At 65.6% G+C, this 26,770-nt stretch carries 31 protein-coding genes; 20 read left to right on the top strand and 11 right to left on the bottom strand.

Translation table 11 applies throughout. The annotated features are described in order from the left end of the window. Positions 1 to 683, bottom strand: a 683-nt coding sequence (locus ACERIM_RS16535) for a metal-dependent transcriptional regulator (RefSeq protein WP_006650553.1), incomplete at its 3' end; no start/stop codon positions are given. A gap of 97 nt (positions 684 to 780) precedes the next feature. Here ACERIM_RS16535 and rocF point away from each other — a divergent pair. Together rocF and ACERIM_RS16525 are read left to right on the top strand one after the other, a co-directional pair. Continuing rightward, positions 781 to 1,701: an arginase gene (gene rocF / locus ACERIM_RS16530; RefSeq protein WP_006650552.1), complete on the top strand. Its 921-nt coding sequence runs from the start codon at positions 781 to 783 to the stop codon at positions 1,699 to 1,701. 107 nt (positions 1,702 to 1,808) lie between these two features. After that, positions 1,809 to 2,978, top strand: a complete 1,170-nt coding sequence (locus ACERIM_RS16525; RefSeq protein ID WP_373633492.1) for an NAD(P)/FAD-dependent oxidoreductase — start codon at positions 1,809 to 1,811, stop codon at positions 2,976 to 2,978. A 60-nt stretch (positions 2,979 to 3,038) separates the two neighbouring features. Here the strand turns inward: ACERIM_RS16525 and ACERIM_RS16520 are convergent, their stop codons facing one another. Next, positions 3,039 to 3,584 (bottom strand): DapH/DapD/GlmU-related protein, encoded by a 546-nt coding sequence (locus ACERIM_RS16520; RefSeq protein WP_006650550.1) that lies wholly within the window; start codon positions 3,582 to 3,584, stop codon positions 3,039 to 3,041. 121 nt (positions 3,585 to 3,705) lie between these two features. On the opposite strand from ACERIM_RS16520, the gene ACERIM_RS16515 reads away from it, so the two are divergent. Beyond that, entirely contained in the window at positions 3,706 to 4,047 is a 342-nt protein-coding gene (locus tag ACERIM_RS16515) for a hypothetical protein (RefSeq protein ID WP_373633490.1), read from the top strand. Between the two features lie 31 nt (positions 4,048 to 4,078). On the opposite strand, the gene ACERIM_RS16510 is transcribed toward ACERIM_RS16515, so the two are convergent. Continuing rightward, positions 4,079 to 4,912, bottom strand: a complete 834-nt coding sequence (locus ACERIM_RS16510) for a hypothetical protein (RefSeq protein WP_373633489.1) — start codon at positions 4,910 to 4,912, stop codon at positions 4,079 to 4,081. Between the two features lie 55 nt (positions 4,913 to 4,967). Next, a complete protein-coding gene (locus ACERIM_RS16505; RefSeq protein ID WP_373633488.1) occupies positions 4,968 to 5,228 on the bottom strand; it encodes a hypothetical protein in 261 nt (86 codons plus the stop codon). Between the two features lie 283 nt (positions 5,229 to 5,511). On the opposite strand from ACERIM_RS16505, the gene ACERIM_RS16500 reads away from it, so the two are divergent. The 3 genes from ACERIM_RS16500 to ACERIM_RS16490 all read left to right on the top strand — a co-directional run bounded on the left by ACERIM_RS16500 (position 5,512) and on the right by ACERIM_RS16490 (position 10,201). Next, entirely contained in the window at positions 5,512 to 6,246 is a 735-nt protein-coding gene (locus ACERIM_RS16500; RefSeq protein WP_373633487.1) for an MBL fold metallo-hydrolase, read from the top strand. Between the two features lie 209 nt (positions 6,247 to 6,455). Next, the gene (locus ACERIM_RS16495) at positions 6,456 to 9,452 is read left to right on the top strand and encodes an MMPL family transporter (protein ID WP_373633486.1); all 2,997 of its coding nucleotides are present in this window, start codon (positions 6,456 to 6,458) and stop codon (positions 9,450 to 9,452) included. Then, positions 9,449 to 10,201 carry a TrmB family transcriptional regulator gene (locus tag ACERIM_RS16490; RefSeq protein WP_006650544.1) on the top strand — a complete coding sequence of 251 codons (753 nt, stop codon included), beginning with the start codon at positions 9,449 to 9,451 and terminating at the stop codon, positions 10,199 to 10,201. Before ACERIM_RS16495 ends, ACERIM_RS16490 begins: the two co-directional genes overlap by 4 nt. Before the next feature lie 25 nt (positions 10,202 to 10,226). Here the strand turns inward: ACERIM_RS16490 and ACERIM_RS16485 are convergent, their stop codons facing one another. Further along, positions 10,227 to 11,294 carry an mRNA surveillance protein pelota gene (locus ACERIM_RS16485; protein WP_006179398.1) on the bottom strand — a complete coding sequence of 356 codons (1,068 nt, stop codon included), beginning with the start codon at positions 11,292 to 11,294 and terminating at the stop codon, positions 10,227 to 10,229. Between the two features lie 193 nt (positions 11,295 to 11,487). Between ACERIM_RS16485 and ACERIM_RS16480 the strand changes: the two genes are divergently transcribed. Next, positions 11,488 to 12,099, top strand: coding sequence for a hypothetical protein (locus tag ACERIM_RS16480; RefSeq protein WP_084158312.1), 612 nt, complete (start codon positions 11,488 to 11,490; stop codon positions 12,097 to 12,099). Positions 12,100 to 12,128: 29 nt separating this feature from the next. On the opposite strand, the gene ACERIM_RS16475 is transcribed toward ACERIM_RS16480, so the two are convergent. From ACERIM_RS16475 to ACERIM_RS16465, 3 genes are all read right to left on the bottom strand, one after another. Next, complete coding sequence (locus ACERIM_RS16475; RefSeq protein WP_015298865.1) at positions 12,129 to 12,422, bottom strand: hypothetical protein; 294 nt, start codon at positions 12,420 to 12,422, stop codon at positions 12,129 to 12,131. Between the two features lie 169 nt (positions 12,423 to 12,591). After that, the gene (locus ACERIM_RS16470) at positions 12,592 to 13,170 is read right to left on the bottom strand and encodes a DsrE/DsrF/DrsH-like family protein (RefSeq protein WP_006650542.1); all 579 of its coding nucleotides are present in this window, start codon (positions 13,168 to 13,170) and stop codon (positions 12,592 to 12,594) included. 1 nt (position 13,171) lies between these two features. Further along, positions 13,172 to 13,417, bottom strand: a complete 246-nt coding sequence (locus ACERIM_RS16465) for a sulfurtransferase TusA family protein (protein ID WP_006650541.1) — start codon at positions 13,415 to 13,417, stop codon at positions 13,172 to 13,174. 244 nt (positions 13,418 to 13,661) lie between these two features. Here ACERIM_RS16465 and ACERIM_RS16460 point away from each other — a divergent pair, with 244 nt between their 5' ends. The 6 genes from ACERIM_RS16460 (at position 13,662) to ACERIM_RS16435 (ending at position 19,385) form a co-directional block, all read left to right on the top strand. Continuing rightward, positions 13,662 to 14,855: an MBL fold metallo-hydrolase gene (locus tag ACERIM_RS16460; RefSeq protein ID WP_373633485.1), complete on the top strand. Its 1,194-nt coding sequence runs from the start codon at positions 13,662 to 13,664 to the stop codon at positions 14,853 to 14,855. Positions 14,856 to 14,861: 6 nt separating this feature from the next. Further along, entirely contained in the window at positions 14,862 to 15,419 is a 558-nt protein-coding gene (locus ACERIM_RS16455; RefSeq protein WP_006650539.1) for a YeeE/YedE family protein, read from the top strand. A 46-nt stretch (positions 15,420 to 15,465) separates the two neighbouring features. After that, complete coding sequence (locus ACERIM_RS16450) at positions 15,466 to 15,927, top strand: YeeE/YedE family protein (protein ID WP_373633484.1); 462 nt, start codon at positions 15,466 to 15,468, stop codon at positions 15,925 to 15,927. A gap of 53 nt (positions 15,928 to 15,980) precedes the next feature. Then, complete coding sequence (locus ACERIM_RS16445) at positions 15,981 to 17,153, top strand: inorganic phosphate transporter (protein WP_049966492.1); 1,173 nt, start codon at positions 15,981 to 15,983, stop codon at positions 17,151 to 17,153. Positions 17,154 to 17,313: 160 nt separating this feature from the next. Beyond that, positions 17,314 to 17,796, top strand: coding sequence for a cupin domain-containing protein (locus ACERIM_RS16440; protein ID WP_373633483.1), 483 nt, complete (start codon positions 17,314 to 17,316; stop codon positions 17,794 to 17,796). Positions 17,797 to 17,987: 191 nt separating this feature from the next. Beyond that, positions 17,988 to 19,385 (top strand): sodium-dependent transporter, encoded by a 1,398-nt coding sequence (locus ACERIM_RS16435; protein WP_373633482.1) that lies wholly within the window; start codon positions 17,988 to 17,990, stop codon positions 19,383 to 19,385. A gap of 103 nt (positions 19,386 to 19,488) precedes the next feature. Here the strand turns inward: ACERIM_RS16435 and ACERIM_RS16430 are convergent, their stop codons facing one another. Beyond that, a complete protein-coding gene (locus ACERIM_RS16430; RefSeq protein WP_006650534.1) occupies positions 19,489 to 19,929 on the bottom strand; it encodes a co-chaperone YbbN in 441 nt (146 codons plus the stop codon). A 338-nt stretch (positions 19,930 to 20,267) separates the two neighbouring features. On the opposite strand from ACERIM_RS16430, the gene ACERIM_RS16425 reads away from it, so the two are divergent. Genes ACERIM_RS16425 through ACERIM_RS16410 form a run of 4 tightly spaced genes read left to right on the top strand, consistent with a single transcriptional unit; the run spans position 20,268 to position 22,633 of the window. After that, positions 20,268 to 20,618 carry an SHOCT domain-containing protein gene (locus ACERIM_RS16425; protein WP_006650533.1) on the top strand — a complete coding sequence of 117 codons (351 nt, stop codon included), beginning with the start codon at positions 20,268 to 20,270 and terminating at the stop codon, positions 20,616 to 20,618. Positions 20,619 to 20,622: 4 nt separating this feature from the next. Then, positions 20,623 to 20,862: a sulfurtransferase TusA family protein gene (locus ACERIM_RS16420; RefSeq protein WP_006650532.1), complete on the top strand. Its 240-nt coding sequence runs from the start codon at positions 20,623 to 20,625 to the stop codon at positions 20,860 to 20,862. Between the two features lies 1 nt (position 20,863). Continuing rightward, positions 20,864 to 22,006: an NAD(P)/FAD-dependent oxidoreductase gene (locus ACERIM_RS16415; RefSeq protein WP_373633481.1), complete on the top strand. Its 1,143-nt coding sequence runs from the start codon at positions 20,864 to 20,866 to the stop codon at positions 22,004 to 22,006. Beyond that, the gene (locus tag ACERIM_RS16410; RefSeq protein WP_373633480.1) at positions 22,007 to 22,633 is read left to right on the top strand and encodes a DUF1641 domain-containing protein; all 627 of its coding nucleotides are present in this window, start codon (positions 22,007 to 22,009) and stop codon (positions 22,631 to 22,633) included. Positions 22,634 to 22,899: 266 nt separating this feature from the next. On the opposite strand, the gene ACERIM_RS16405 is transcribed toward ACERIM_RS16410, so the two are convergent. Continuing rightward, on the bottom strand, positions 22,900 to 23,745 hold the full coding sequence (locus ACERIM_RS16405; RefSeq protein WP_373633479.1) for a universal stress protein: 846 nt from the start codon (positions 23,743 to 23,745) through the stop codon (positions 22,900 to 22,902). Between the two features lie 362 nt (positions 23,746 to 24,107). Here ACERIM_RS16405 and ACERIM_RS16400 point away from each other — a divergent pair, with 362 nt between their 5' ends. The 3 genes from ACERIM_RS16400 (at position 24,108) to ACERIM_RS16390 (ending at position 25,804) form a co-directional block, all read left to right on the top strand. Then, entirely contained in the window at positions 24,108 to 24,254 is a 147-nt protein-coding gene (locus tag ACERIM_RS16400; protein WP_006650528.1) for a hypothetical protein, read from the top strand. Next, entirely contained in the window at positions 24,254 to 25,294 is a 1,041-nt protein-coding gene (locus tag ACERIM_RS16395; protein WP_373633478.1) for a sulfite exporter TauE/SafE family protein, read from the top strand. The genes ACERIM_RS16400 and ACERIM_RS16395 overlap by 1 nt, the downstream gene beginning before the upstream one ends. A 102-nt stretch (positions 25,295 to 25,396) precedes the next feature. Further along, complete coding sequence (locus ACERIM_RS16390) at positions 25,397 to 25,804, top strand: helix-turn-helix domain-containing protein (RefSeq protein WP_006179413.1); 408 nt, start codon at positions 25,397 to 25,399, stop codon at positions 25,802 to 25,804. Positions 25,805 to 26,177: 373 nt separating this feature from the next. On the opposite strand, the gene ACERIM_RS16385 is transcribed toward ACERIM_RS16390, so the two are convergent. Further along, positions 26,178 to 26,549: a thioredoxin family protein gene (locus ACERIM_RS16385; protein ID WP_049966486.1), complete on the bottom strand. Its 372-nt coding sequence runs from the start codon at positions 26,547 to 26,549 to the stop codon at positions 26,178 to 26,180. Between the last annotated feature and the right edge of the window lie 221 nt (positions 26,550 to 26,770).

Genomic DNA, 26,770 nt, shown 5'->3' with positions numbered 1-26,770 from the left:
CCCTGTGGATCCGGCTCTGCCGGGGTCACGACGCGGACGTGGTGTGCGACCGTTTCGGGCAGCGATACCGGCTCCTCGCTCTCGCTCGAGCGAGCAGTCACCATGCCGAAGGGGGCGACCTCGAGAATCTCGAGTTCGACGCCGGGTTCGACGCCGCGGTCGGCGAGATAGGAGAGAACCTCGGGGTCGCGGTCGGCAACCTCCGCGACGGTGACGACCGCCCCCTCCTCGAACTCGGAGATGGCCTTGCCTGCGGGCCGCTCGGGCGGCTCGAGGTCGGCGCCCGGGATCGGCGAGCCGTGGGGATCGACCGTGGGCTCGCCCAGCGCGTCGGCGACGCGGGCCTCGAAATCCTCGCTGATGTGGTGTTCGAGTCGGTCGGCCTCGGCGTGGACCTCCGACCAGTCGTAGTCGAGATGCTCGGTGAGGTAGGCCTCGAGCAGGCGGTGGTGGCGAACGATCTCGAGGGCGACCGTCTCGCCCTCGTCGGTCAGCGTGACGCCGCGGTACTTTTCGCGGTCGACGAGTTCCCGTTCCTCGAGCTTGTCGAGCATGCTGGTGACCGTCGGCGACGTGACGTCTAACTCCCCGGCGATCTCGGACGTGCGGATCCGCTCGTCGGTCCCGCGTTGGAGCTGGTAGATCGCCTTGAGGTAGTCCTCCATCACGTCGCTCAGCATCATGCTGTCCCGGAATTAGACGGGTCTAACCCTAAACCTGTCGCCCCCGAGAACGCCGCGGGATCGCCACGACCAAGCCGGTCGACCCTCTATCGTGGATATGGACCGAACCGTCAGGATCATTGGCGCGCCGATGGACTACGGGGCGAACCGCCGGGGGGTCGACATGGGACCGTCCGCGATCCGGTACGCGGATCTGGCCGACCGACTCGCCGAGGCGGACGTCGAACCCGTCGACGACGGCGACCTGACGATGCCCCGAGCAGAAGAACGGGATCCGGACGCCGACCAGCCCACCGACGGGAACGCGAAGTTCCTCCGGGAGGTCGAAGACGTCTGTCGGCGAGTGAGCGACCGCGTCGCGGCGACGCTCGCGGACGGGGAGTTCCCCCTCGTTCTCGGTGGCGACCACTCGGTTGCAATCGGCTCACTGGCGGGGTCGGCACGCGAGGCCGACCTCGGCGCGATCTGGTTCGACGCCCATGCCGACATCAATACGCCCGAGACCTCGCCCAGCGGCAACGTCCACGGGATGCCGCTGGCCGCGGCGCTTGGCCACGGGTCGTTCGGCGAGACGGAGTGGGCTCCCGCCCCCCGGCTCCGGGCGTCTTCGATCGCGTACGTCGGTCTCCGGAGCATCGACGATCGCGAACGCGAACTGCTCCGGGAGAGCGAATTGACCGTCTTTACCATGTCCGACATCGATCAGCGGGGCGTCTCGTCCGTCGTCGAGGACGCGCTCGCCGTCGCGACCGACGGGACCGACGGCGTCCACGTCAGTCTCGACCTCGACTGGCTCGATCCCAAGACCGCGCCCGGCGTCGGCACTCCCGTCCGCGGCGGCGTCACCTACCGGGAGGCCCACGCCGCCCTCGAGGCCCTCTCGCGGCGCGACCGCGCGGACGACGTCCTCAGATCGATGGACGTCGTCGAGGTCAATCCGATCCTGGACGAGGGCAACGAGACGGCGACGCTGGCAGCCGAACTGACCGCGAGTACGTTCGGCAAGCGCATCTTCTGACCGACCAGTCGTCGACGCCCGCTCTACGAAACGAGACGTTTGTCAACATCGTTCGTGGGGCAACCGGTTTCAACAGCTTTGTATCATAGTGTTTCTCAGTATGCCGTATGACTGAGAACGTCGTCGTGCTCGGAGCCGGCTACGCCGGAACCGGTGCGATCACGAAGCTCCAATCCGAACTCGGGGGCAACGCGCGACTGACCTGGATCGCCGATGTCGACTATCACCTCGTTCTCCACGAATCCCACCGCGTCATCCGCGATCCCAGCGTCCGATCGGACATCACCTTCCCCGTCGAGGAGATCGCCGACCCTGCGACCCGCTTCATTCAGGACGAGGTCGTCGGCCTCGACGTCGACGAGCAGGTCGTCGAACTCGAAGACACCGACGACGTCGAGTACGACTACGTTCTCGTCGGACTGGGCAGTCAGACTGCCTACTACGGCATCCCCGGCCTCGAGGAACACTCCCTGACCCTGAAGAGCTTGGACGACGCGCTGGAGATCCACGAAGCGGTCAAAGAGGCAAGCCAAGAGGCGACCCGCGGCGAGCCCGCACAGGTCGTCATCGGCGGTGCCGGCCTCTCGGGTATCCAGACCGCCGGCGAGATCGCCGAGTTCCGCGACGAACACCGCGCGCCGATCGAGATCCACCTCGTCGAGGCGCTCGAGGAGATCTTCCCCGGCAACGACCCCGAGATCCAGCAGGCCCTGCGGGACCTCCTCGAGGACGCCGGCGTCCACATCCACACCGACGACCCGATCACCGAAGCCACCGCAGACCACATCGAGTTCGACGAGGGCGAGCCCCTCGATCACGACGTCCTCGTCTGGACCGGCGGCATTACGGGTCGCGACGCGATGGACGACGCCGCCCTCGAGAAGGAACACAACCGCGTCAACGCGAGCGCGAACTTCCAGACCTCGGACGAGCGCGTCTTCGCCATCGGCGACTCGGCGATCATCGATCAGGGCGACCAGCCCGCACCGCCGACGGCACAGGCCGCCTGGCAGGCCGCCGAAGTCGCCGGCGAGAACATCGCCCGCGCGATCCAGAACCGCCCGCTGAAGACCTGGGAACACGAGGACAAGGGGACCGTCATCTCCGTCGGCGACGAAGCCGTCGCCCACGAGGTCAAGCCCGCATTCGGCATCTCCCTGCCCGTCGACACCTTCGGCGGCATCCCGGCCAAGAACCTGAAGAAGATGATCGCCGCCCGCTGGATCGCCGACATCACCTCCTGGAACGAGGCCCGCAAGTCCTGGTCGTCGTTGTAGCTCGGTTTTGACGCCCCGACTTCGAGAGTCCGTTTTCTTGCCCGCTCGAGCGAGTACGCCCTAGTCCGGCCGTTCGTCTGTCGATCCGTCACCGGTCGCCTCGCCCATCGGTTCCGCGGGGACGCCCGCGACCGTCGTCCCCGGTGGGACGTCACGAGTCACCAGCGAGTTCGCCGCCACCCGAGCGCCCGCTCCGATCTCGACGCCGGGCAGCACGATCGCGCCCGCGCCGATCATCGCCCGCTCGCCGACGACGACCTCGCCGGTCCGGTACTCCTCGTAGAGGAACTCGTGACAGAGGATCGTCGCGTCGTAGCCGACGATCGCGTCGGCCTCGACGGTGATCAGGTCCGGCCAGAAAACGTCCGGCGTGGCCTCGAGCCCCCACGAGACACCCTCGCCGACCGTGACGCCGATCCGACGCAGGAGCCAGCGCTTGAGTTTGAGACTCGGCGAGATCCGGACCAGCCAGACGACGACGTAGTTGATCGCGACCCGGAGCGGGTTGCGGGCGGCCGTCCAGTGGGCCAGCGAGTTGCGCGGCCCGGGCGTCGCGTGGCGTTCGACGCGCTCGTGTCGTGGCGTCGTATCGTCGGAACCCGTCACTGGATCGCGGTTTCGAGCCGTCGGCACATGAAACCGAGCGATGCGGAACCGCGTGTGACTATCGCTAGGTGCCCACCTAGTAAGGGGATACTGCTGTTGCGCTCCGAACTGATCCACCGCTATGTCCCGTTCCCGACAGACCGCCCTCGAGACCGAGACCATCTACGCACTGCTCGCGGACGAAACACACCGGACCGTCCTCGAGGCGCTTCGGGCGGGCGAGCCGGCGTCGCCCGACGAACTCGGTCGTCGCCTCGCCGCGTCGGATCGCTCCCTCGAAGAGAGTTCCGCCGGATGGACTGATCGTCGTGCGGTCACCGTCGAGCTGATCCACTACTATCTGCCGAAACTCGACGATCACGACGTCGTCGAGTACGATCGGTCGGACGCGACGGTGACGACCGGATCGAACTTCGACGACGTTGCACCGTTTCTCGACGGGATCGAAACGGTCTCGTCCTGACGGCAGGAGTCGATCCGCCGCCAGCCGCTGCCTACGGCTGCCGAGAGCGATCCGGGTTCCAGCGGTCGCGTTCCGCGGCCGTCCGCGCGCCCGGAACCCCGATCAGGTCCCGAAAGGACGACCCCGAGCGGGCACAGCGATAGGCCGGTTTGTACATCATGTTCTCGCCGCCGGCCCGGACGTTCCACTCCGCGGCGATCTCCTCGCGGAGGTAGTACTGTGCCCGCTCGTTGCCCGGCTTGACGTAGTAGTCGCTGAGCCGGATCGGATCCCGCTCGAAGAGCCCGCCGGGTTCACGGCCGTCGACGATCACGACCGGCTTCTCGAGGTAGAGATCCCCGTTCTGTGCGCGTTTCGCGTGGGCATTCTCGGGATGGGCGTCGAGGATCGCCGCCCGCTCGGCCGGCGGCGTGTCCGGACCGACGACCGCTACGTCCGCGACGGTGAAGTACCCGATCAGATAGCGGTGGGCGCGGTCACCGTCGGGCCGACGCAGGCCGGCGTAGAACCCGACGACGTCGCCCGGCTTGAGCGCACGCAGCCGCGAGACGTAGCCGCTGGTCCGGTGTTCGCCGTAGGTCAGCGCCGCGAAGTTGGGGTCACGATGGAGCGGCCAGGACTCGAGGGCGTCGCCGGCGACGGTCTCGCTCCCGTCGTGGACCGGCTGTGGCGTGATACGGGTCGTCAAGTCCGCGGCGACGCCGTCACCGGCCCGCAGCTTCCACGAGCCGAGCGTTTCGGGTTCGGCCGTCTCGCGGGTCTTCTCCGGGATCGGAACGTACTCGAACCGCCCGTCGTCGTACAGCGGGGCCAGGGCACCGAGGTTCGTGCTATCGGCACCGACGCCGGCGAGGACGACCGTCATGGTGTTCGTCGTCCCGTCGGGACGGCGAGAGGGTAAAGCCCCCGATCGCGTTCGATCACCCGTCCGCGCCGCGAGCGAGATAGAACAGGGGAATCGCGAATGCGAGGAACACCGACCCCAGCCCGGCGATGCCGATCCAGGCCGTCGACAGCCACCGGTTGGGAAGGACGCCGCCGACCTCGAGGACCCACAGCAGACTGTAGGACCCGAGGAGCAAACAGCCGGCCACGTAGAGCCGCAGGAGCCAGCCGGCGATCCGATAGAGCGTCGCCCTCGTGACCGCCGGCGGGAGCGTGTCCTCGAGGCCCTCGATCATCGGCTCACCGTCCGATCGGGAGGTCGATCACCGTCGTCGGCGACGGCGGTCACGTCGCCGCTCGAGCGTCCGTGACTGCGGGCCGTCGGAAGCGATGCCATCGATCGATACCGACGATGTGGCGTCGAACCGCTTGAATCTTCGTGTCCTCGGGACGGAGTCGGAACACCTGCTGACCGCGAAACCGGTCGCGTCCTCGTCGGTCGTCGCTGTGATCCGTTCGGACCCGACCGGTGCGCTCGCGAGAGGTACCCTTATCGGGGCGGACGTGCCACTCCAGCGTATGCGTGTCACCTTTCTCGGAACGGGCTCGGCGTTGCCCACTGGCGAACGGTTTCAGGCGGGCATCCTCGTCCAGGAGGACGGACGGACCGTCCTGATCGACTGCGGAGCCGGGGCCCTCCAGCGGCTCCAACAGTCCGGCGTCGGCTACGAGGGCGTCTCGACGGTGCTGCTGACCCACCACCACCTCGATCACGTCTCCGACCTGCTCCCGCTCGTGAAGGCCCGCTGGCTCGCCGGCGAAGACCACCTCGAGGTCGTCGGGCCGCAGGGAACCAAGGCGTTGCTCGACGACCTGCTCGCGGTCCACGAGTACATGCAGGACAAGATCGACCTGCAGGTCCGGGAGGTCGTCCCCGGCGAGTTCTCGGTCGCCGGGTTCGACGTCTCGGCCTACGAGACGCGCCACTCGCTGCCGTGTCTGTCCTATCGGTTCGACGACCGGTTTACCTTCAGCGGCGACAGCGAGGCCTTCGCAGGACTGGCCAACTTCGCCGAGGGGTCGGCGATCCTCGCCCACGACTGTTCGTTCCCCGACGGCGTCGACGTCTCGAACCACCCGACGCCCGACAGCCTCGGCCGCGCACTGGCTGGCCGGGAGATCGGCCGGGTCTACCTGACCCACCTCTACCCCCACACCGAGGGCCAGCACGAGGAAATGCTCGAGTCGATCGGAGCCCACTACGACGGCGACGTTCGGTTCGCCGAAGACCTCCAGACGATCTCGATCGAGTGACGGCCGGCCGACGACCACGACGTCGTCGCGATCGTTCTATTCTACCCCTCAGGCAGCAGTATCGGAGTGATGAGTCCCCGAGACGACCGCCTAGTGACTGAGAGCCCGCTGACAGGAATTCCGAACACGTTTATACGATAGAGTTTGTAGGATCGTAACAACAGAATGGTTCAGTACGAATCCAGACGACCGAACCGGGAGGTGACCGCATGAGCGTTCCCGATCGACTCGCGGACGCCCTCATGTCCCACACGCGAATCGTTCTCGTCGTCCTTCTGCTCGCGACGGCGCTCGTCGGCGCGGGTATGCCGATGGTCGACGACGACTCTTCGCTCTCCCAGTTCGAGAGCGAGTCCGACGAAGCGAAAGCCCTCGAGCGCATCGATGAGAACTTCACCAGTGAGCAACGGGAAAACGCCACTACCGTCCAACTGATCGTTCGGGGTGGCGAGGATGACAACGTTCTCACGAAGGAGTCGCTGCTCGACTCTTTAGAGTTACAACAGGAGATCCGCGATGACGAGTCGATCAACGAGACGCTGGTCGAGAACCAGTCGATGGTCGGTGTCGAGAACGTCATCGCGACATCGGTGATCAAAAACGAACAGGCGGCCGAACTCAACGCGACGCGGTCGCGGCTCAGCGACGGACTCAACACGACCGTCGGAATCCAGCGACAGTACGGGCAACTGAACGAGTCGTACAACGAGTCCGATCCGGAGTACCAGCGACAGGCCGCCGAACTCGAGGCCCAACTCAACGCGACCGTCGAGAACGCGACGGTCGGCCTCACCGAGACCCAGACCGCACGGTACGAGGCTGCGGTTCAGGAAGTCCGTGAGATCGAGTCACAGCAGTACGAGATTCGGTCACAGACGGACGAGCCGGCGGAAGATCCCGAGTACCAGCGACTCTCGGCCCAACGCCAGCAAGCGTATCGGAACGGAACCGTCGGCGTCCTCGAGGCCGAGTACGCCGCCCTCCAGAGCAGCGAGCAACCGCCGCTCGAGGAACAGATCGAGGCCCTCGAGAGCCTCGACGACGAGGAGTTCGAGCGAACCCTCGAGTCGACGTTGTCGGGCGAGAGTGAGGACAACTTGGCGATCGGATTCATGCCGTCGTCGTACGAACCCGGCTCGACGCAGGCCGAAACGCGAATGACGGCGATCACGCAGTCGACCGCGGGTGGCAGTGCGGGCGGGATCGAAGGCGGCATGATCAGCGACGAGATCCTCGATAACCAACTCGAGATCCGCGACATAGCGGAGTCACACGATCAGGACTATCTCGTCTTCGGTGCCGGTGTCATCACCGACGAGATCGACCGCTCGATGGGCGACAGCCTCGCTATCGTCGGCCCGCTCGCGCTGTTGTTCGTCGTGGTCGCCTTGCTCGTCGCCTACCGCGACCTGCTCGATATCGTCCTCGGGGTCGCCGGCATCGTCGCCGTCCTCGTCTGGACGTTCGGCTTCATGGGCTGGGCCGATATCGCGTTCAACCAGATGTTCGTCGCGGTCCCGGTGTTACTGATCGGGCTCTCGATCGACTACGCGATCCACGTCTTCATGCGCCACCGCGAACAGCGCGAGGCCGACGGCGCCGAGGGGACCGTCCGCGGTTCGATGACGGTCGCGCTGGCCGGCGTCGGCGCCGCCCTCGTCTGGGTGACGGCCACGACCGTCATCGGGTTCCTCTCGAACCTCGTCAGTCCGATCGGCCCCATCCGCGAGTTCGGGGTCGTCAGCTCCGTCGGTATCGTCGCCGCGCTGATCGTCTTCGGCGCGTTGATCCCCGCCGCCAAGGTCGAGATCGACGAGTTCCTCGAATCCCACGGCTTCGACCGACGGAAACGGGCCTTCGGGACCGGCGGCGGCCGTTTCAGCGAGGTGCTGACGGTCGGCTCGACCGCCGCCCGTCGGTTCCCGCTTGCCGTCCTGCTGGTCGTCGCGCTGATCACCGCCGGCGGCGCTTACGGGGCGACGCAGGTCGACACCAGCTTCCAGCAGGAGGACTTCCTCGCCGACAGCCCGCCGGACTGGACGAAGAACCTGCCCGGCGGGATGGCTCCCGGCGAGTACCACGCCAAGGACAACCTCGAGTACGTCAACGAACACTTCCAGCCGGAAAACAGTCAGGCACAGATCCTCGTCGAGGATGATGTTACCGACGACGAGTTCCTGAACGCGACCGACCGGGCACGGGACGACGCCGCAGCTGAGGGCGGTGTTGCCTACACGCTCGCGACCGGCGACGCCGACATCCAGGGGCCGCTCTCGACGATGGAACGGGTCGCCGGCCAGAACGAATCGTTCAACGAGTCGTTCACCGCGGCCGATACGGACGGCGACGGCGTCCCCGACGAGAACGTCTCGGCGCTGTACGACCAGCTGTTCGAGATCGACGAGGACGCCGCGAGTCAGGTCATTCACCGAACTGACGGCGGCGAGTATCAGTCCGCACGGCTGATCGTCGGCGTTCAGGGTAATGCCTCAAGCGCGGAGACGACCGACGAGATGCGGGCCATCGCCGGTGATCTCGAGGATCGTGGCGACGGCGAGTGGAGCGCCATCGCGACCGGCGATCCGGTCGTCAGCCACATCGTCGAACAGGACCTGCTCGACACCGTCCTCGAGAGTCTGCTGATCACGCTCGTGGCGGTGTTCCTGTTCCTCACCGCCGCCTACTGGCTGGCCGGCAACAGCGCGTCGCTGGGGGCGATCACCCTGCTCCCGGTCGCGTTCTCCGTGGCCTGGATCCTCGGCACGATGTATCTCATCGGGATGCCCTTCAACGTCCTCACGGGGATGATCACGAGTCTCACCGTCGGACTCGGCGTCGCCTACAGCATTCACATCAGCGAACGCTACCGGCTCGAACTCGAGCGCCAGGGCAACGTCTGGTCGGCGCTGCGGACGACCGTCACCGGCACCGGCGGCGCGTTGCTCGGCAGCGCGGCGACGACCGTCGGCGGGTTCGGGACGCTCGCCTTCGCGATCCTCCCCGCGCTCCAGCAGTTCGGGATCATCACCGGGCTGACGATCACGTACGCGTTCCTCGCGAGCGTCGTCGTCCTCCCGTCGCTGCTCGTGGTGTGGACGCGGTACTTCGGCCCGGACGTCTCGTTCGATACGGCCGGCGCCACCGGCTCCGCACCGACCGCCAGTGACGGCGGCGAACCGACCGACGACGGAGGGAGCAACGAGTGAGCGACGAGAACGCGGCCGTCGACGCCTTCGAAACGCTGGGGCTGACCAGCTACGAGGCCAAGGTCTTCATCGCCTTGCACCGGCTCGGCGCGGGGACCGCCCGCGACGTCGCCGACGTCACCGACGTCCCCCGGTCGCAGGTCTACAGCGTCGCCGAGAGTTTGGAATCGAAGGGCTTGCTCGAGGTCCAGCAGTCGAACCCGATCCGATACCGGCCGGTGAGCGTCGACACCGCCCGGGAGACGCTCCGGAATCAGTTCGAACGCGAACAGGACCGGGCCTTCGAGTACGTCGAAACGGTCAAGAACGAACCCTCGGGTGAGGAAACCCAGGAGGACATCTGGACGGTCCGCGGTCGCGACCGCGTTACCGACCGGATCATCGAACTCGTCTCGAAGGCCGACGATCGGATCATCTTCGGGACGCGCCTCTCGGAACTGGTGACCGACTCGATCGAACGGACCCTCTCCGAGCGGGCGGCGGCCGGCGTCTCGGTCGTCATCGTCAGCAGGACGCCGGCGATCCACGAGCGGTTCGCCGACCATGAGGGGATCGTCGTCGACACCCCACCGAGCCACCGGGGGGACGATCAACGCTCCGGCCGTATCGCCGTCGCTGACGACGACAGCATCCTGTTGAGCGTCCTCGGCGGGGAGAGCGGCGAAACGGCGATCTGGAGTTCGGAGTCGGTGTTCGCTTCGGTGCTGATCCAACTCATCGAAGCCAGCGACGAGGTCAGGGGCGACTAAGCGCCCGTTGGCGAAGCCGACGGACTCACTCGAGTCGATACCGCAACAGGGCGGCGATCCCACCGAGGTTCGACAGCTGCTGGCCGGGTGGGAACTCGCTCGAGAAGACCGTCACCTCGCCGCCTTTCTGCTCGGTCGTCCGGATGACGTCGTCGACGCTGATCGCCCACTCGCCGTCGGGACCGCGTTCTTTCTGTAAGCGGTCGTCGAGGACGAGCAGGTGTTCGATCGCGCCGAATTCGGCGGCTTTTTCGACCTGTTCGGGGCCGTAGGCCGCCTTGGCACCGTCCGCGATGCGCCGCGTGAGTTCGTCGATGTACTCGGCCTCGCTCTCGATACGGGTCTCCTCTTGGACGTCCGCGACCGCGCCCCGTTTGAGTACCTCGTGGACACCACGGTCGCCGACGGCGGCCGTATCGACCATCGTGACCGTCTCGGCGACCTCGGGCTCGTTTTGCTCGAGGTGCTTGTAGGCGTCCTGTTTCGTGAAGCCGGGGCCGGCGAGGATGATCGCGTCGACGTCCTGCCGTTTGAGAACCTCGCCGAGTTCTTCGAACAACTCCGAGCGCCCGCGGGCGTACTCGCCCTTGCCGGTCGTGCCGGTGATCGTCGCCCGCTCTTCCGTACCGTACTGGGCGACCGTGTGGACGTGGGCCTGTCCTTCCTCGACGGTCGCGATGGCCACGTCGGGGTTTTCGGTCGCCTCTTCGGCCTCCTCGAGGCGGGCCTCCTGGTCGGGTTTGAACCGTTTCTCGATCGAGAGTTCGTCGCGTGGTTCGACGTTGAGGGTGTGATGGAAGTTCAGCTGGTCCTCGCGCGAGCAGGCGACGATCTCGCCGCCGACGCGCAGTCGGTTGGCGAACTTGTGGAACTCGACGTCCTCGACGGCGATGGCGACCCACATGTGTTCGCGCTCGCCGCCGGTATCGCGCATCTGGTCGTCGTTGCGCTGGATCCGCCGGGTCGTATCGCCCGCGACGCGGTCGCCGGGCTCTAAGACGTACTGCAGGTGCCAGAGGTCGTCGACGCTCTCGGGGACGACCGTGACCCGTTCGCGGCCGCCTTCGACCTGCTCCCGGTCTTTGATCTGCATGGCCGGTCGTTCGCGGGGTGGCGGTAAGTGGACTGCGATCGGGTCGTCCGGCGGTTCTCGTCCCGGACCGCCCGCGAGCCGCCGCGACGCGGGAATCGACGGTCGTATCAGTCGACAGAGGTTTTCGTGTTAATTGTCATCATTCAACATAGTAAGGGCGCGAGGCTATCCGCGCTGCGGTCCTCGTTCACGTATGAACCTGGGACACATGGCTCGGTTGGAAGACTTCGGAACACGGTCGTTAGTGACTCACGCCATCATGGCGACGACGTTTGCGGGGGCGATCGTGTCGGGACTGTTCATCGACGGCCAGATCGGACTCGTGTCGTTCGTCGCGTTCCTGAACTTCACCGCCGGCGTCTGGGTCGCACAGTCGACCCACTCGCTGGGGAACGCCCGCACCGACGACTCCTACGACGGCATCCTGTCGGTGCTGGCCGATACGACCGGTGAGAAGAGCTACCGGGGGCTCGACACCGGCCGACTTGCCCGGCTCCTGACCCTGATCGCGGTCGTGACGGCCGTCTCGCTTCTGGTCTCCGGGGAAGTCCTCTCCGGTACCGTGGCCTCGATCGGTGCCGTCGCAATCGGCGTCGTGGCGCTCGTGACGGCGATGGTCGGGTTCCTGATCGCGATGAGTTCGGCGTACGACGCGTCCGAACGCGAACGGATGCGGACCGTCGAGCGCGACTCGTCCGAACCCGGAGGTACCGACCGATCGTCGGGCGAACTCGAGGATGGCTCCGACATCAGGATCTCGATCCGGGAATCACACGTGGACGAACCGGCCTCGGAGTACCGGTAGACGCGGACGACACTGCCAGAGCGGGTTCATCAGTCCCGAAGCGATTCGAGTTTTCCTTTGGCCTTCTCGAGGCCGGACTCGAAGGTCGCCTCGATCTCCTCGACGGATCGTTCGACGTAGTGGACACGCTCTTTGGGGACCCGGCGAACGACGTCGTTGCCGTCGTCGTCGGTTCCGTAGGCGAACAGCCAGTGATCCTGGAAGTAAGCGATGCGGTCGTTGTCGACCGTGGCCCGTTCGTCGGTCTCGCCGGGCGTCTCGTAGACGATCGTCGCGGTCCCGAGTTCGGGGTCCGAATCGGTGTCGGTATCGATATCGACCATGGTGGTCGCGTCCACGAACCGCGGTGTAGTCGTGGGGCCGGCAGATGCAGCCACCGGCCAGCGGGAGGGTGGCCCGTAGCTGACGGCGGGATCCGGGCTGCCCCGATGGCACTCGCTTCGAGGACGGAAGGCACGGCTTCGAAAACGTAGACTCGGTGTCGGTCAGCGATCAGACGAGGAGCTGGATGTCGGATTCGGCCATGTGTTGCAACGCAGTGGCTGCACCCACACCCGTCGTGACGCCGTCGTAGAAGTCGTCCTCGTCGTAGTCCATCAACTCGATCGTCATCTGGCAGGCCTGCAGGTCGACGCCGCTTTCGAGTGAGAGATCGATCAACTCCTCGATGGTGGCGGTCCCGTTCTCGTCGATCTTCTTTTGCATCATCTTCGTGGCCATCATGTCCATCCCGGGCAGCGCAGCGACGGCGTTCGGGACCGGCATGCTCGGGTTGCCGACGGCACTCAGCTTGAGGTCCTTCGACTTCTCCTCGTGGAGGATGTCGAGCCCCCAGAACGTGTGGAAAACGACGACGTCCCAGCCGAAGGCGGCCGCCGTACTCGCGAGGATCAGCGGCGGATACGCCATGTCGAAACTGCCCTGCGTGGCGACGATGGTCATCTTCTGCTGATCGTCGCCGACCGCCGTCTCGAGCGCGGCGACTTTCTCCTCGAGTTCCGCGACCTGTGTCCGCAGCTCCTCCTCGGTCATCGGCTCGCCGTCCGTCGCCGACGGTGTGTCCGTACTCATCTTACGCCGTCTTCTGCACGTAGTGTTTGTAGACGTCGCCGTCCTCGACCTGCTCGAGGAGTTCGACGCCATCGGTCCCGGTCGCCCAGCCGTCGATGTCGCTCATACTACCCGAGTCCGTCGCTACGACCTCGAGGACGTCGTCCTCGTCGAGGTCGTCGATGGCGGACTTGGTCTTGACGACTGGCATGGGACACGATGCACCTTTGACGTCGAGCGTCTCCGTGATGTCGAATTCGTCACTCATAGTTGGATACTCCGTATCTGTATTGGAGCTACTACACAATATTGGCCTCGGGGTTAAAAGGATGTCGATTATTGTGGAATGCGCAAACAACCGATACCGCATACAGGCGCAATACAACCTCTAGATTGTGTTCGTGGTTGCTTGAGGGTAATTCGCCGCGTCTCGCCGATGCTATATTGTGCGGACGAGGAACTACTATGCAAATCCTTTTATGCGACCAGCCAATACAGAGGGATGTACGACAATGAACCCAGAAGACTTCCCGACCCCGGACGCAGAAGTCGAAACGATCACGCCGGACACGCTGAAGAGCCGCATCGACGCGGGCGAAGACGTCACGCTCCTCGATGCGCGTATGGAATCGGACTACGACGAGTGGCACGTCGACGGCGAGACCGTCGAGTCGATCAACGTCCCGTACTTCGAGTTCCTCGAGGACGAAATCGACGACGACGTCCTTGCACGAATCCCCCAGGACCGCGAGGTAACCGTCCTCTGTGCCAAGGGTGGTGCCAGCGAGTTCGTCGCAGGCACGCTCGCGGACCGCGGGTACGATGTCAATCACCTCGAGGACGGGATGAACGGCTGGGCGCGCATCTACGAGCGCGTCGAGGTTACCGGCTACGACGGCTCGGGAACGCTCTACCAGTACCAGCGCCCCTCCTCGGGCTGTCTCGGGTACCTGCTCGTCGACGGCGGTGAGGCCGCCGTCGTCGATCCGCTGCGGGCGTTTACCGATCGCTACCTCGCTGACGCCGAGGAGCTGGGCGTCGACCTGCAGTACGCACTCGATACGCACATCCACGCCGACCACATCTCTGGCGTCCGCGACCTCGACGACGACGGGGTCGAGGGCGTCATCCCCGAAGCGGCGGTCGACCGCGGGGTCACCTACGCCGACGAGCTGACCCAGGCCGAGGACGGCGACCAGTTCCAGGTCGGCGACGCCACCATCGAGACGATCGCGACGCCCGGCCACACGACCGGGATGACCTCGTACCTGCTCGATGCGAGCCTGCTCGCGACCGGCGACGGGCTGTTCATCGAGAGCGTCGCCCGCCCCGACCTCGAGGAGGGCGACGACGGGGCCCCCGACGCGGCCCGAACCCTCTACGAGTCGCTCCAGGAGCGGGTCCTCACCCTGCCCGACGAGACCCTTATCGGCGGCGCTCACTTCAGCGATTCCGCCGTCCCGGCCGCCGACGGCACCTACACCGCGCCGATCGGCGACCTCGTCGAGGAGATGGACGCCCTGACGATGGACGAGGACGAGTTCGTCGAGCTGATCCTCTCGGACATGCCGCCCCGACCGGCCAACTACGAGGCCATCATCGCGACGAACCTCGGGCAGCAAGCGGCCGACGACGAGGAGGCGTTCGAACTCGAACTCGGCCCGAACAACTGCGCGGCGAGCCAGGAGTCGCTCGCCGGTGACTAACGCCACATGGTAGCTGATCCAATCGCGCTCCAACTGACCGCCGAGCTGTTCCCCAACGGGATCAGCCGGTACGCCATCGGCGGACTGCTCGTCGGTCTCGGCACGGTCGTGATCTACGTCGGGACCGGTATCCCGGCCGGGGCGAGTACGTTCCTCGAGTCGACGCTGTCGTACGTCTCGGGGCAGTCCCGGTTCCAGCAGTACGTCTCGTCGCGAGACTGGCGGGTCGTGTTCACGCTCGGTATCATCCTGGGCGCGTTCGCGTTCGCGGCGACGGTCCAGTCGGGCGTGTTGACGACCTCGCTCTACGAGCCCGGGACCACCGGCGAACTGTACGAGGTCGGCGGCGTGACGCTCTGGTCGACCGACGTACAGCCCTGGCGACTGCTGGTCGGCGGCGTGTTCGTCGGGATCGGTACCCGAATTGGCAAAGGGTGTACGTCCGGTCACGGCGTCTGTGGCGTCGGTTCGGCGTCGAAGACGTCGCTGGTCGGCGTGGCGACGTTCCTGACGGTCGCGATCGTGACCGCACAGGTCGTTTCGGCACTGGGGGTGTCGCCATGAGCGAGACGGTCACCGCTCGAGTTGGCGAGCAGGGAGGTGACGGCCCGTGAGCGGCGATCGCCATCCCCTGTTCATGCCGCTGATCCTCGTCGGCGGCCTGATCTTCGGGTTCGGGCTCGGGTTCAGCCAGATGGCGCGTCCGGAGGTCGTGCTGAACTTCCTGCAGTTCGAGGACTTCGGACTGCTGTTCGTGATGTTCGGCGCGGCGATCGTCTCGGGGGTCGCGTTCGCCGTGATGCCCCGACTCCGCGATAGCGCGCCGCTGACCGGCGATCGATACGAACGCCGGCTGAAGCCCTTCGACCGGAACGTCCTGATCGGCGGCGCGCTCTTCGGCGTCGGGTGGGGCCTCTCTGGCATCTGTCCCGGTGCCGCCTACGCCAGCCTCGGGATCGGTAACGTCTCCATCCTGTGGGCGCTCGCCGGCATGTTCGTCGGCGCGTACCTGCAGGGAGCCTGGCGAAGCAAGCGCGCCGCGGCCGACGCGGCCCCCGCGGGTGCCGACTAACGCCGTTCACAGCTCGTGTTTCACAACCTGAAAGACAGGCGGTTCATACACTAATGGATCCAGGAACGATACTACTGTTTGCAGCCGCCGCGCTCGCGAGCCTGTTTATGGCCTGGGTGATCGGCGCCGGCTCGAGCGGCGCGACGCCGTTTGCCCCGGCCGTCGGGGCGAACGCCATCTCGACGATGCGCGCGGCGTTTCTCGTCGGTATCCTCGGGTTCGCCGGCGCGGTGACACAAGGCGCGAGCGTCTCGGAAGCCGTCGGGAGCGGCCTCGTCGAGGGCGTCACGCTCCCGACCACCGGCGTCATCGTCGTGTTGCTGCTCGGCGCCGGCCTGATGGCGATCGGCATCTCCACCGGCTACCCGATCGCGACCGCGTTCACCGTGACCGGCTCGGTCATCGGCGTCGGCTTCGCGCTCGGCGGCGATCCGGCCTGGGGGAAGTACGTCGAGATCGGCGCGGTCTGGCTACTCACGCCGTTCGTCGGCGGCGGGATCGCCTACGGCCTCGCCAGTATCCTCCCGCGACCGGACGTCCCGGAGGACGTCAGCGTCCCGATCCTCGCCGGGATCGTCGGCACGGTCGTCGCGAACCTCGAGTTCTCGTTTCTCTCGTCGGTCGGGGGGACGCTCGCCGCGGCCGGGGCCACGCTGGTTCCCGTCGACGGCGTCGCCACCGCGACCGCGATCTCGCTCGGCTTCGGAGCGATCGCCGCGGCCGTCGTTCGCTGGGACGTCGGTCGCGATCAGGCCGGCGGTCTGCGTCGGTTCCTGCTCGCGCTCGGTTCGCTCGTGGCGTTCTCGGCGGGCGCGAGTCAGGTCGGGCTGGCGGTTGGTCCGTTGTTCCCGCTCCTCGAGGCCGTGCCGTCAGTCTCGCCGCTGGTGGTGTTGCTCGGCGGCGGGGTCGGGATCCTCGTCGGCTCCTGGACGAGCGCACCCCGCATGATCAAGTCGATCTCGCAGGAGTACGCGTCGCTGGGGCCGCGCCGCTCGATCTCGACGCTCGTCCCGTCGTTTCTCATCGCACAGACCGCGGTCCTGTTGGGGGTCCCGGTCTCGTTCAACGAGATCATCGTCAGTGCCATCATCGGTAGCGGGCTCGCGGTCACCGGTGGGGACGGTGTCAGCCCCCGTAAGCTGGGACTCACCGTCGCCGCGTGGGTCGGGTCGTTCGGACTCGCGTTCGGACTCGGCTACGGCGCGATGCTGCTGTTGGAACTCTGAGTCGCGGGCAGACGCGGTCGGCTCCTCGAGTTGGCCCGTTTCGGTCAGTTCCCGGTCGCTGTCGCGGTCGTCCATGCGTTCTCGAGGGGTGACGGACACCGGGATACCGCTTGCGAGTCGCAGTATCCTTTTCGTCCTCGAGATTGCTATCCATGGTTGCATGCAGAAAATAAATCTCGACGACATGACGCCGGAATCGGGAGGCCAGAAGCGACGAAGCGTATCGGACCCGCTCGACGCCACGGATTTCTCGATGAACTACTACGCACTCGAGTCGGGCGAGGAGTTCGCCGGCAGCCTCCATACACATCTCGATCAAGAGGAGACGTTTTTCGTCCTCGAGGGGGAGGCCACGTTCGAGACGAAAACGGAGCTAGGGGCGGCTAGCGAAACCGTCACGGTCAGCGAGGGCGAGATGATCCGGTTCGATGCGGGGGAGTACCAGCAGGGGCGAAACGAAGCCGACGAGCCCCTCCGGGCGCTCGCGCTCGGCACGCCACAGGAGTCGACCGACATCCGAGTCGCAGTGCCGTGTCGGGACTGTGGCGAAAGCGAGTACATGGAGTTCACGATGGTCGACGGGGAGCCGGCGATGGAATGCCCGGACTGTGGTACCGAACTCGAGGTCGATAGTAGCTCCTGAAACGATTTCCACACCGGTCGCAACGTTGTCCTGCGATCGGGTGTGCAGTGACTTTCAAGAGCGACGATAGTACTGGCGTCGGCTCGGCACTACCGCGTCCGGATCCAGCGTGGGAGGTCGTGGACGGCGAACAGCGTGTAACCGGCCGAATCAATACCGACTTATCTCTCCCTTAACGAGCGTCCACACTGATGGCTACTCGTGACTCGTGGGTTTCGAATCTGGGGTTCGTTCTCGCTGCGGTCGGCAGCGCCGCCGGACTCGGGAACATCTGGCGGTTCCCGTGGCTGACGGCCGAGAACGGTGGGAGTGCGTTCCTCGTGATGTATCTACTGCTGATCATCGGCGTCGGTGTACCGGGCCTCCTTGCCGAATTCGTGCTGGGGCGACGCGGAAAACAGACGCCGACCGGGGCCCTTCGCTCGCTCATCGGTTCCCCCGAGGGACCGGCGCTGGGGTCGTTTAACGTGGTCACGACGATCGTGATGCTCTCTTTCTACTCGGTCGTTGGCGGCTGGATCCTCCGCTATACACTGGTTTCGCCGGTTGGTGCGTATTTCGGCCAGCCAGCGCAGTACTTCGGGCAGATGAGTTACGGCCTGCAGGCAGTGGGGTTCCATCTGGCCTTTCTCGCTATCATCGCCGCGATCGTCTTCTTCGGTGTGAGCCGCGGCATCGAACGGGTCTCGAAGGTCATGCTCCCGGCCGTCGTGGTACTCCTTATCGGTCTCGCGGCGTGGACGATGACGCAGCCGGATACTGCCGCCGGTTACGCGTTCTATCTCGGCTTCGACGGCGAGTACCTCGCTGCAAACTTCGTGAGTATTCTCGGCCCGGCGGCGGGACAAGCGCTGTTCACGCTCTCGCTCGGCGCCGGTGCGATGCTTACCTATGCGTCCTACCTCGAGGACGATGCGTCGCTTCCGCGTGCCACGCTCGTCATCGCGATTTCGAATACGGTCATCGGGGTACTCGCCGGACTGATCGTGATCCCGCTGCTGTTCTCACAGGGTATCGATCCGGGACAGGGCGGTCCGGGGGCGCTATTCGTCGCGCTCGCGTCGGTGTTCGGCTCGCTGCCGGGCGGTACCGTCGTCGCGACGGTCTTCTTCGCAACCGTGTTGCTGGCCGCCGTGACCAGTGGCATCAGCCTCCTCGAGACACCTGTTGCAACACTTGTCGACGAGTACGGCGTCTCGCGCCGACGGGCGACAGTGGGAGTCTCGCTCCTGATCGCAGTGACCGGGGGCGGACTGGCACTCGCGAGTTCGGTCTTCCGGTTCGTCTCCGGACCGCTCGTCGATATCATGCTGTCGGTCGGGCTGTTCGCGTTTCTCGCGATCGCCGGGTGGATCCTGCGGACGGAGGCAATCGAGGAGTTCAGCGCTGGTGCCGGCCGCTTGGACGCGCTGGCCACGCCGTGGGTGATGACCGTCAGCTGGGTACTGCCCGTCGTCGTTCTGTTTTCGTTGCTGAGTACGTTCACGTCTCTTGCCGGCATCTCACTGGGGCTGAATGGGCGCGCCGTCGTCGCTATCACCGGGACGATCGTCTGCCGGATCGCCGTCGCAAGCGCCACTGGTGACTGACACGGCCCACCGGGATTCGAGCTGCCGTCGCTCGGTGTTCACGAACGAGGAGAGACACTGTTCGAACAGTCAGGACGACTGCTGGGTCGCTGCCGCTGCGTCGCTACGCGTGTTGTGCGATCAGCCCCTCGAGCGTCCCGCGGTCCTGTGCGCCGACCATGCGTTCGACCGGCTGGCCGTCGGCGTAGAGGACGAGCGTCGGCACGCCGCGAGCGCCCAGCTGCTGGGCGATCCGCTGATGTGCGTCGACGTCGACTTTCGCGACCGCGGCGTCGGTCTCGGCTGCGAGGGCCTCGATCGTCGGCTCCAGCATCTGACAGGGACCACACCAGTCGGCATAACAGTCCACGAGGACGACGTCGTACTCCTCGACGACGTCGTCGAGGTGACCCTGGCCCGTGATCGCGATCGGCTCGTCGGGCGTGTCGACACCCTCGCCGGCGTCGGCCGCGTCGAGGCTCTCACCGTTCTCGAGGCGTTCCCGCAACTCCTGTTTCTTCCGCTCGCGGATCCGTTGTCGTTCGTCGTCGATGGACTCGCTCATCGGCTACCAGTAGGGACTCCACGATTATAATGATTTTGTACTTCTAGAGCAATATTGGCTCGACGAAACGGCCGAAACCGCTCTTCGCGGACGACGTGACCGACCGATCGACGGTCGCGGCAGTCGCACCGAGTCGAATGGGTAGAACACCTTCGGAGCGGATTTTCGGGGGAAGGATCCGTTTCTATCGCTCTCTGGAGATCGCAGGGTTCGGGCCGACGACCGAGAAACCGGACGAGGACGGTCGTCACATATATATCCACTGCTGATTCCTGAACAGGTGGCTTTCTCAATAATGCCATTACTATACAATACTTCTCTCCGAGTGTGATCGAACGATGACCGACCCACGCGACGCGATCGAACGGTATGCGGGACGAGCGACGGCCCTCGGCGTCGTCTTCCTCGTCGCCGCGGCCACGACGGCGTCCGCGCAGCCCCACGGCGGTAGCGCCGGTGGATCGATGGGCGGCTGGGGAGCGGTCGGCGGCTGGCTGTTCCGTTGGCCGGTCCTGCTACTCGGGCTGCTCGCACTGCTGGTCGTCTGGGCCGGCAGTCGACGCCCGGGAGACCGCATCGATCGCGCCGACCGATCCGACCGGGCGCTCGAGCAACTCCGCGAGCGCTACGCCCGCGGGGAACTCTCGACGGACGAGTTCGAACGACGACGACGCAACCTGCAATCGTAGACCAATGACTGACACAGACGATCCGGACGTGACGATCGACTCGAAGGACGCATCGTGTCCCGGCCCGCTGATGGACCTCATCGGGAAGGTGAAGACACTCGACGCCGGTACCGTGGTCGAACTCCAGACCACCGCACGGAACTCCACGACGGACGTTCCGGAGTGGCTCGAGGAGGCCGGCCACGACTTACTCGAGATCGAGGAGCGCGACGAGTACTGGAGCATCTACCTGGAGGTCAACTGAAATGCACCGAATCGCTATCGTCGGCGGCGGAACGGGCGGAACGGTCCTCGCGAATCGACTCGCGGACGAGCTACAGTCCGAAATCGAGGCCGGCACGGTCGAGGTCCGACTGATCACGGCCGATCCGAACCACGTCTACAAGCCGACGTTCCTGTACGTGCCGTTCGGGAAGAAGACGGTCGACGACGCGAAACGGCCGATCGAGGACCTGGTCGACTCCCGGGTTTCGCTGACGATCGACGAAGTCGTCGGCGTCGATACCGACCGGAATCGCCTGTCGCTGGCCGACCGGACGGCATCGCTGCGCTACGACCAGCTCGTGCTAGCGACCGGCGCGAACCTCGAGCCCGAGGCCGTCCCCGGACTCGCCGAGGGCGGCCATCACTTCTACGGCCCCGACGGCGCAACGCGACTCCGAGACGAACTCGCCGAGTTCACCGAGGGCCACCTCGTGTTGAGCGTCGTCGGCGTCCCACACATGTGTCCGGCCGCGCCCGTGGAGTTCCCGCTGATGGTCGACGACTGGCTCCGCGAGCGTGGCCGGCGCGAGGACATCGAGATCACCTACACGTACCCGATCAACCGCGCCCACGGCCTCGAGTCGGTCGCCGACTGGGCGACCGACCTGTTCGAGGAACGCGACATCGCCCTCGAGACGTTCTTCAACGTCGACGAGGTCGACCCCGACGCGGAGGTCATCGAGACGGTCGAAGGCGACGAACTCGAGTACGACCTGCTCGTGGCGATTCCACCCCACCGGGGCAGCGATCTCGTGATCGACGCGGGGCTGGGCGAGGACGGCTGGGTCGACGTCGACAGGCACACGCTCGAGGCGACGGCGGCCGAGGACGTCTACGCGATCGGTGACGTCGCGGACGTTCCCACGAGCAAGGCCGGCAGCGTCGCCCACTACGAGGCGGGCGCCGTCGCCGATCGGATCGCCAGCCGCGCCCGCGGGGAAACGCCGACTGCGACCTACGACGGAAAGACCGTCTGCTTCCTCGAGGCCGGCATGGACGAGGCGACGTTCATCGAGTTCGAGTACGGTGAAGAACCGTACGTCCGCGAACCGTCGAAACCGCTCCACTGGGCGAAGCTCGGCTACAACGAGTCCTACTGGCTCACCGCACGGGGGTTGCTGTAGATGTCCGAATCCGAACCCGCGCCGGAGGCCGCCGAGGACGCAGCGCCGCTCGAGGACCTCGTCGCCGAAAACCCCGACGAGGTCGCACGGTTCATCGAGCGCCTCGGGGTCGTCAACGAACTGCTCGATACGGCGGATCTCGCGACCGCCGCGATGGACGACCGGATGGTCGAGGAGGTGGCCGGGACGGCGACGAACCTCGGTGCGGCAGCCGACGGACTGGCGACAGCCGACGCCGCGCGCCTCGGTGAGGCGACCGGCGAGAACGCCGACGACCTGGCCGACGCGATCGAGACGCTCGCTCGCCTCCAGCGGTCGGGGACGCTCGACGACCTGCTGGCGCTGGCGGACCTGTTCGCGCTCGCGTCGTCGGCGATGGACGACGACATGGTCACGGACCTCGCGGCGACCGGAACACGTCTCGGTGAGGTGGCCGACACGGCGGCCGACGACGACGTGGCTCGGACGCTCGGGGACCTGCTCGAGGCCGTCGGCGAGGCCGGGGCCGAGCCTGCGGACCCCGTCGGTCCGGTCGGCGTCGCCAAAGCGCTGCGCGATCCGGATACTCAGGCCGGAATCGGTTTTCTGCTCGCACTCGCGAAAGCGCTGGGACGAACGACGGGATAACTGGTCACCCCGCCTCTCACAGCGAGTTCGGGCCGTCCGCGTTCACCGGGCGTGAGTCGCCGCTGTCGGCGTGGACGTGTGGCTCCTGGCAGTGGGAGAAGCCGACGACCGGTCACTCGCCCGTCTGCCGTCGCTGTCGGGTTCGACGTCGTCGCTACCGCTCTCGAGGACGGGACGACGGCGGTACCCGCGAGGCGACGGCGACGGAGGTCGCGTCGGCACTCGTGTCGCTGCATGGCAAGCCGGGCTCGGTTTCGGATCGCCGGTCAGGCCGCTCGGTTCGGCGGGATCAGCATGACGTTCCCGTCCGCCCGTGCGACGATGTCTTCGGAGACGCTCCCGAGCAACAGTCGGCGGAGTCGGCTGTGCCCGCGCGAGCCGACGAGGGTCGTAGTCGGCTCGTACTCGGCCTCCGCGGCGAGGATCTCGTCGGCGGGATCGCCCCGTCGGACTACGGTTCGCGTCTCGATCCCCCAGTCCTCGAGTCGCGTCGCTAGCTCCGTCAGTCGCGCTTCGGGATCGTCGTCCTCCGACAGTCCCGGGTCCTTCGGCGTTTCGACGTGGACCAGCGTTGCCTCCTGGGTCGCGTGACGGAGGTACGAGAACGCCTCGAAGGCCCGCTCGGCGTTCTCGGAGAAGTCCGTCGCGTACAGCACCCGCTGGAACAGGTGTTCGCGGACGACGTCCGGCTCGTCCGCCTCGCGTTCGATCCGGTTGACCAGCAACGGCACGACCGTCGTGCGCGCGAGGTTGCGCGCGGTCGAGCCGATGACGCGGTTCTCGAGCGGACTCTTCCCGCGCGAGCCGACGACCGTGAGGCTGGCACCGACGGCCTCGGCGATGCCGTTGATTCGTCGGTGGGGCGTCCCGCGGACGACGTGCGTCTCGACATCGAAGCCCGCGTCTTCGACGACGCGGCGGTAGCGCTCGAGCGCCTGTTCGCGGCGTTTCTCGAAGTTCATCCCGGGCATGCCCGCGTGGACGTTCGACGGAATCACGGTCACGAGATGGATCTCCTCGACGCCGATTCGGCCGAGACACTCGAGGCAGGTCTCGCTCTCGATCGTCGCCTCGCTGGCGGCGGAGAGGTCGGTCGCACAGATCGCTTTCATACTACTCGTAGGGCCGACGACACTATATTGTTTCCGGCTACCAATACCGGCGTCGGCAACGCGGTCGTGGACGGGCGGACAGTGACTCGAACTCCGCAAGTGTCAACCGAGAAGACGACAAGGGCGTGACCGATGGAACCGCCCGATTCGACCGTTTTGACCGCGCGCGAACCGCACGGATGGGTCCTGGCCCGACCCGTATATTCTCGTAAGTTATTCGCATATCTTCGTAGGATAGCCGTGAGATAGATCGCAGTAATATTGTGTGGAATTCCCAAAAGCGTTATAGTCGTCCTCCGGGTAGACAGTACTGAGCAGAAACCCATGAGAAGTACACAACCGAACGGCGGTGGTCGATCCCGATGATCGATCTCGCCACGTCTTCGTCAGCAGTACAGGCAGGCGCCCTCGTCGGTGCCGTCCTCCTCGAGGCGTTCGTCCTCTACGTCGGGTACGGCGCGCTCGAGCGAGTCGCAACGCCGGTCGTTGAACGGATCAAACACGCATAATGGAACCGTTTGGAATCGCACTGACGACGCTCGTACTGTTCGTGAGCTTCGGCTTCATGGTCGGCGTCCTGTTCGGCTTCTTCGGGATGGGCGGCTCGTTCCTCGTCACGCCCGCGTTGCTCGTGATGGGGTATCCCGCCAGAGTCGCCGTCGGGAGCGGGATGGCTTTCGTCTTCGGGACGGCAGTCATCGCGACGCTCAAGCACCACGACCTGGGCCAAGTCGACTACAAACTCGGCGGGTTGATGATCGTCGGGACATCGGTCGGTATCGAGGTCGGGCGAATCGGGGTGTTCTACCTCGAGGATCTCGGCCTCGCCAGCGGTGTCATCGGTATCACGTACGTCGTCCTGCTGGGCGCGATCGGCGTGTTCGTCACGCGGAACGCGCTCAAAAACGACGGCAGTAGTGGGTCCGGTGGCGGCCACCACGACGCGGCCGACGACGAGATCGATCCGGACGCGATCCCCGACATCGCGAAGAAGATCCAGTCCTACCGCGTCCCGCCGATGATGACGATCGCGGGCGGCATCCAGGTCTCGCTGTGGATGGTCCTTGGCGTCGCGTTCGCGACGGGACTGCTGTCGGGCTTCCTGGGTGTCGGCGGCGGCTTCATCCGGATGCCCGCGATGTTCTACCTCATCGGGGTGCCCGTTCCCGTCGCGGTCGGGACCGACCTCTTCGAGATCGTGTTCTCGGGCGGGATCGGGTCGTTCCTCTACGGGATGGAAGGCGGCGTCGACCTCTCGATCGTCGCGCCGCTGCTCGCAGGGAGCGCACTGGGCGCTCGGATCGGTTCGGCCGCGACCAGCATCGTCAACGAAGACGACATCAAGGTCTACTTCGGACTGATGCTCCTGGGCGGGTCGATCGCCGTGGCGTTCCAGCAGGCCGGCGACTACTTCGCCATCGAGATCTTCAACACCGTCGGCTTCGCCCTGATCCTGCTCTCGGCGTTCATGGTCAGCGGGGCCGTGATCTACAGCACTGTGACGGAGATGCGCGCACAGGCCAACGCGTCCGTACCGTCGGCGGACTGAGGACGCTCTCCGCCGCTCGTTGCGTTTCATCGCAGTTCATCGAGATTGCACGATATTCACACAACCCTTATAGCGATGCGGCCCCTATCATCGGATAGTAACATGGCAAACTCGATGGCAGAGCAACTACAGCAGGACATGGAGTGTGAGGGGTTACTGGAGTGTATCCACGGACTCAAGCAACTCGACAAGGACTGCTTTCGCGTCCTCGTCGAGAGCGAGCAAGCGCTGACGATCGACGAGGTCGCCGATCGGGTCGACCGCGAGCGTTCGACCGCGTACCGATCGATCCAGCGCTTGCTCAAGAGCGGGTTCATCCAAAAAGAGCAGATCAACTACGATCAGGGCGGGTACTATCACGTCTACTACCCGACGGATCCGACCCAGATCGCAAACGACATGCAGCGAAAACTAAACGACTGGTACGCGAAGATGGGGCAACTCATCCAGGAGTTCGAGGACAAGTACGAACATGCGGAGGCCGATACCGAGATTCCTGCCCAGAGCTAACCGTCTCCCGGTCGATATCCGCTAATTATACGTGTCTTCTCACAGCAGTAGCCCCGCGAAAGCCCGCGGCTGTAGCGGAAGTAGCAATCGAACGCTCGATTCGACCCCGTCTCCGGTCCGGCCGCCGGCAGCGGACGCCCCTCGTGAGAAAACAAGGGACGGGACTTTCCGGTCGGGAGTACGATACTCGACGGATCCGACCGACGAACCGAGATCCGCGATAGCCTAAGTATGGCGTTTCTGAGAAAGATCGGGTCGGTCCGACGACAGTCGCTCGACGCATCGACGAGACCGACCAGTGAACCGCGTCAGTCTCGAGTCGGGACCGAAGACGGCGACGGAGAAGCGAAGCGGTCGGCCGACTGCGGCCGCGTTACTGCACTGCGTGTGTCTCGAGCGCGTCGACGAGCGTGTCGGCCTGCTGGAAGCCGTCGTCGAAGCGAGCGACCGCCTCGCCGTCACGCAGGACGACGAGCGTCGGGACGCTCCGAACGTCGAATTCGGCGGTGAGATCCGGGACGTGACCGGCGTTGACCGTCGCGACGACTCCCGGTGCGCTGCGTGCGACCACACCGAGTACCGGCTCCATGGACGCACAGATACCACAGCCGGACGTGACGAACTCGAGCAAGACGAGGTCGTGTGTCGCGAGCAGTTCGTCGTAGTCGGTCCCGTCGGTCAACTGGACGGGGCTTCGGGTCGTGGGGCCGTTGCCGGTTGACTCCGGCGGCGTTGAGTCGGTCATCACTGTTGGTAGGCCCCGAACGCATTTCAGTGTTTTGTGGCCACCATACAATACTAGTTGCTCTTGCTAGACCGAGCCACTGATGAGAAGTGGTCAACGGTGACGGGCTGCCGTCGGCGGAGGAGGCGGTGAATATCTCTGCCATCTATGACGCGGGTATTTCCGTGAAATGCCCGTGAATGCCCTCGAGAAGGCCCGGTCCGAGACTGTAGTCGACTACC

The organism is Natrinema sp. H-ect1 (genome assembly GCF_041821105.1).
GTDB lineage: Archaea > Halobacteriota > Halobacteria > Halobacteriales > Natrialbaceae > Natrinema > Natrinema thermotolerans.
Note: the sequence above shows the minus strand (reverse complement) of the source record. Positions and strands in the feature narration are given on the sequence as shown.

Bases quoted from the DNA above. Each gene is read 5' to 3' on its own strand.
- rocF (WP_006650552.1), top strand. From the start codon at position 781: ATGGACCGAACCGTCAGGATCATTGGCGCGCCGATGGACTACGGGGCG.
- ACERIM_RS16525 (WP_373633492.1), top strand. From the start codon at position 1,809: ATGACTGAGAACGTCGTCGTGCTCGGAGCCGGCTACGCCGGAACCGGT.
- ACERIM_RS16515 (WP_373633490.1), top strand. From the start codon at position 3,706: ATGTCCCGTTCCCGACAGACCGCCCTCGAGACCGAGACCATCTACGCA.
- ACERIM_RS16510 (WP_373633489.1), bottom strand. From the start codon at position 4,912: ATGACGGTCGTCCTCGCCGGCGTCGGTGCCGATAGCACGAACCTCGGT.
- ACERIM_RS16505 (WP_373633488.1), bottom strand. From the start codon at position 5,228: ATGATCGAGGGCCTCGAGGACACGCTCCCGCCGGCGGTCACGAGGGCG.
- ACERIM_RS16500 (WP_373633487.1), top strand. From the start codon at position 5,512: ATGCGTGTCACCTTTCTCGGAACGGGCTCGGCGTTGCCCACTGGCGAA.
- ACERIM_RS16495 (WP_373633486.1), top strand. From the start codon at position 6,456: ATGAGCGTTCCCGATCGACTCGCGGACGCCCTCATGTCCCACACGCGA.
- ACERIM_RS16485 (WP_006179398.1), bottom strand. From the start codon at position 11,294: ATGCAGATCAAAGACCGGGAGCAGGTCGAAGGCGGCCGCGAACGGGTC.
- ACERIM_RS16480 (WP_084158312.1), top strand. From the start codon at position 11,488: ATGAACCTGGGACACATGGCTCGGTTGGAAGACTTCGGAACACGGTCG.
- ACERIM_RS16475 (WP_015298865.1), bottom strand. From the start codon at position 12,422: ATGGTCGATATCGATACCGACACCGATTCGGACCCCGAACTCGGGACC.
- ACERIM_RS16470 (WP_006650542.1), bottom strand. From the start codon at position 13,170: ATGAGTACGGACACACCGTCGGCGACGGACGGCGAGCCGATGACCGAG.
- ACERIM_RS16465 (WP_006650541.1), bottom strand. From the start codon at position 13,417: ATGAGTGACGAATTCGACATCACGGAGACGCTCGACGTCAAAGGTGCA.
- ACERIM_RS16460 (WP_373633485.1), top strand. From the start codon at position 13,662: ATGAACCCAGAAGACTTCCCGACCCCGGACGCAGAAGTCGAAACGATC.
- ACERIM_RS16455 (WP_006650539.1), top strand. From the start codon at position 14,862: ATGGTAGCTGATCCAATCGCGCTCCAACTGACCGCCGAGCTGTTCCCC.
- ACERIM_RS16445 (WP_049966492.1), top strand. From the start codon at position 15,981: ATGGATCCAGGAACGATACTACTGTTTGCAGCCGCCGCGCTCGCGAGC.
- ACERIM_RS16440 (WP_373633483.1), top strand. From the start codon at position 17,314: ATGCAGAAAATAAATCTCGACGACATGACGCCGGAATCGGGAGGCCAG.
- ACERIM_RS16435 (WP_373633482.1), top strand. From the start codon at position 17,988: ATGGCTACTCGTGACTCGTGGGTTTCGAATCTGGGGTTCGTTCTCGCT.
- ACERIM_RS16430 (WP_006650534.1), bottom strand. From the start codon at position 19,929: ATGAGCGAGTCCATCGACGACGAACGACAACGGATCCGCGAGCGGAAG.
- ACERIM_RS16425 (WP_006650533.1), top strand. From the start codon at position 20,268: ATGACCGACCCACGCGACGCGATCGAACGGTATGCGGGACGAGCGACG.
- ACERIM_RS16420 (WP_006650532.1), top strand. From the start codon at position 20,623: ATGACTGACACAGACGATCCGGACGTGACGATCGACTCGAAGGACGCA.
- ACERIM_RS16415 (WP_373633481.1), top strand. From the start codon at position 20,864: ATGCACCGAATCGCTATCGTCGGCGGCGGAACGGGCGGAACGGTCCTC.
- ACERIM_RS16410 (WP_373633480.1), top strand. From the start codon at position 22,007: ATGTCCGAATCCGAACCCGCGCCGGAGGCCGCCGAGGACGCAGCGCCG.
- ACERIM_RS16405 (WP_373633479.1), bottom strand. From the start codon at position 23,745: ATGAAAGCGATCTGTGCGACCGACCTCTCCGCCGCCAGCGAGGCGACG.
- ACERIM_RS16400 (WP_006650528.1), top strand. From the start codon at position 24,108: ATGATCGATCTCGCCACGTCTTCGTCAGCAGTACAGGCAGGCGCCCTC.
- ACERIM_RS16395 (WP_373633478.1), top strand. From the start codon at position 24,254: ATGGAACCGTTTGGAATCGCACTGACGACGCTCGTACTGTTCGTGAGC.
- ACERIM_RS16390 (WP_006179413.1), top strand. From the start codon at position 25,397: ATGGCAAACTCGATGGCAGAGCAACTACAGCAGGACATGGAGTGTGAG.
- ACERIM_RS16385 (WP_049966486.1), bottom strand. From the start codon at position 26,549: ATGACCGACTCAACGCCGCCGGAGTCAACCGGCAACGGCCCCACGACC.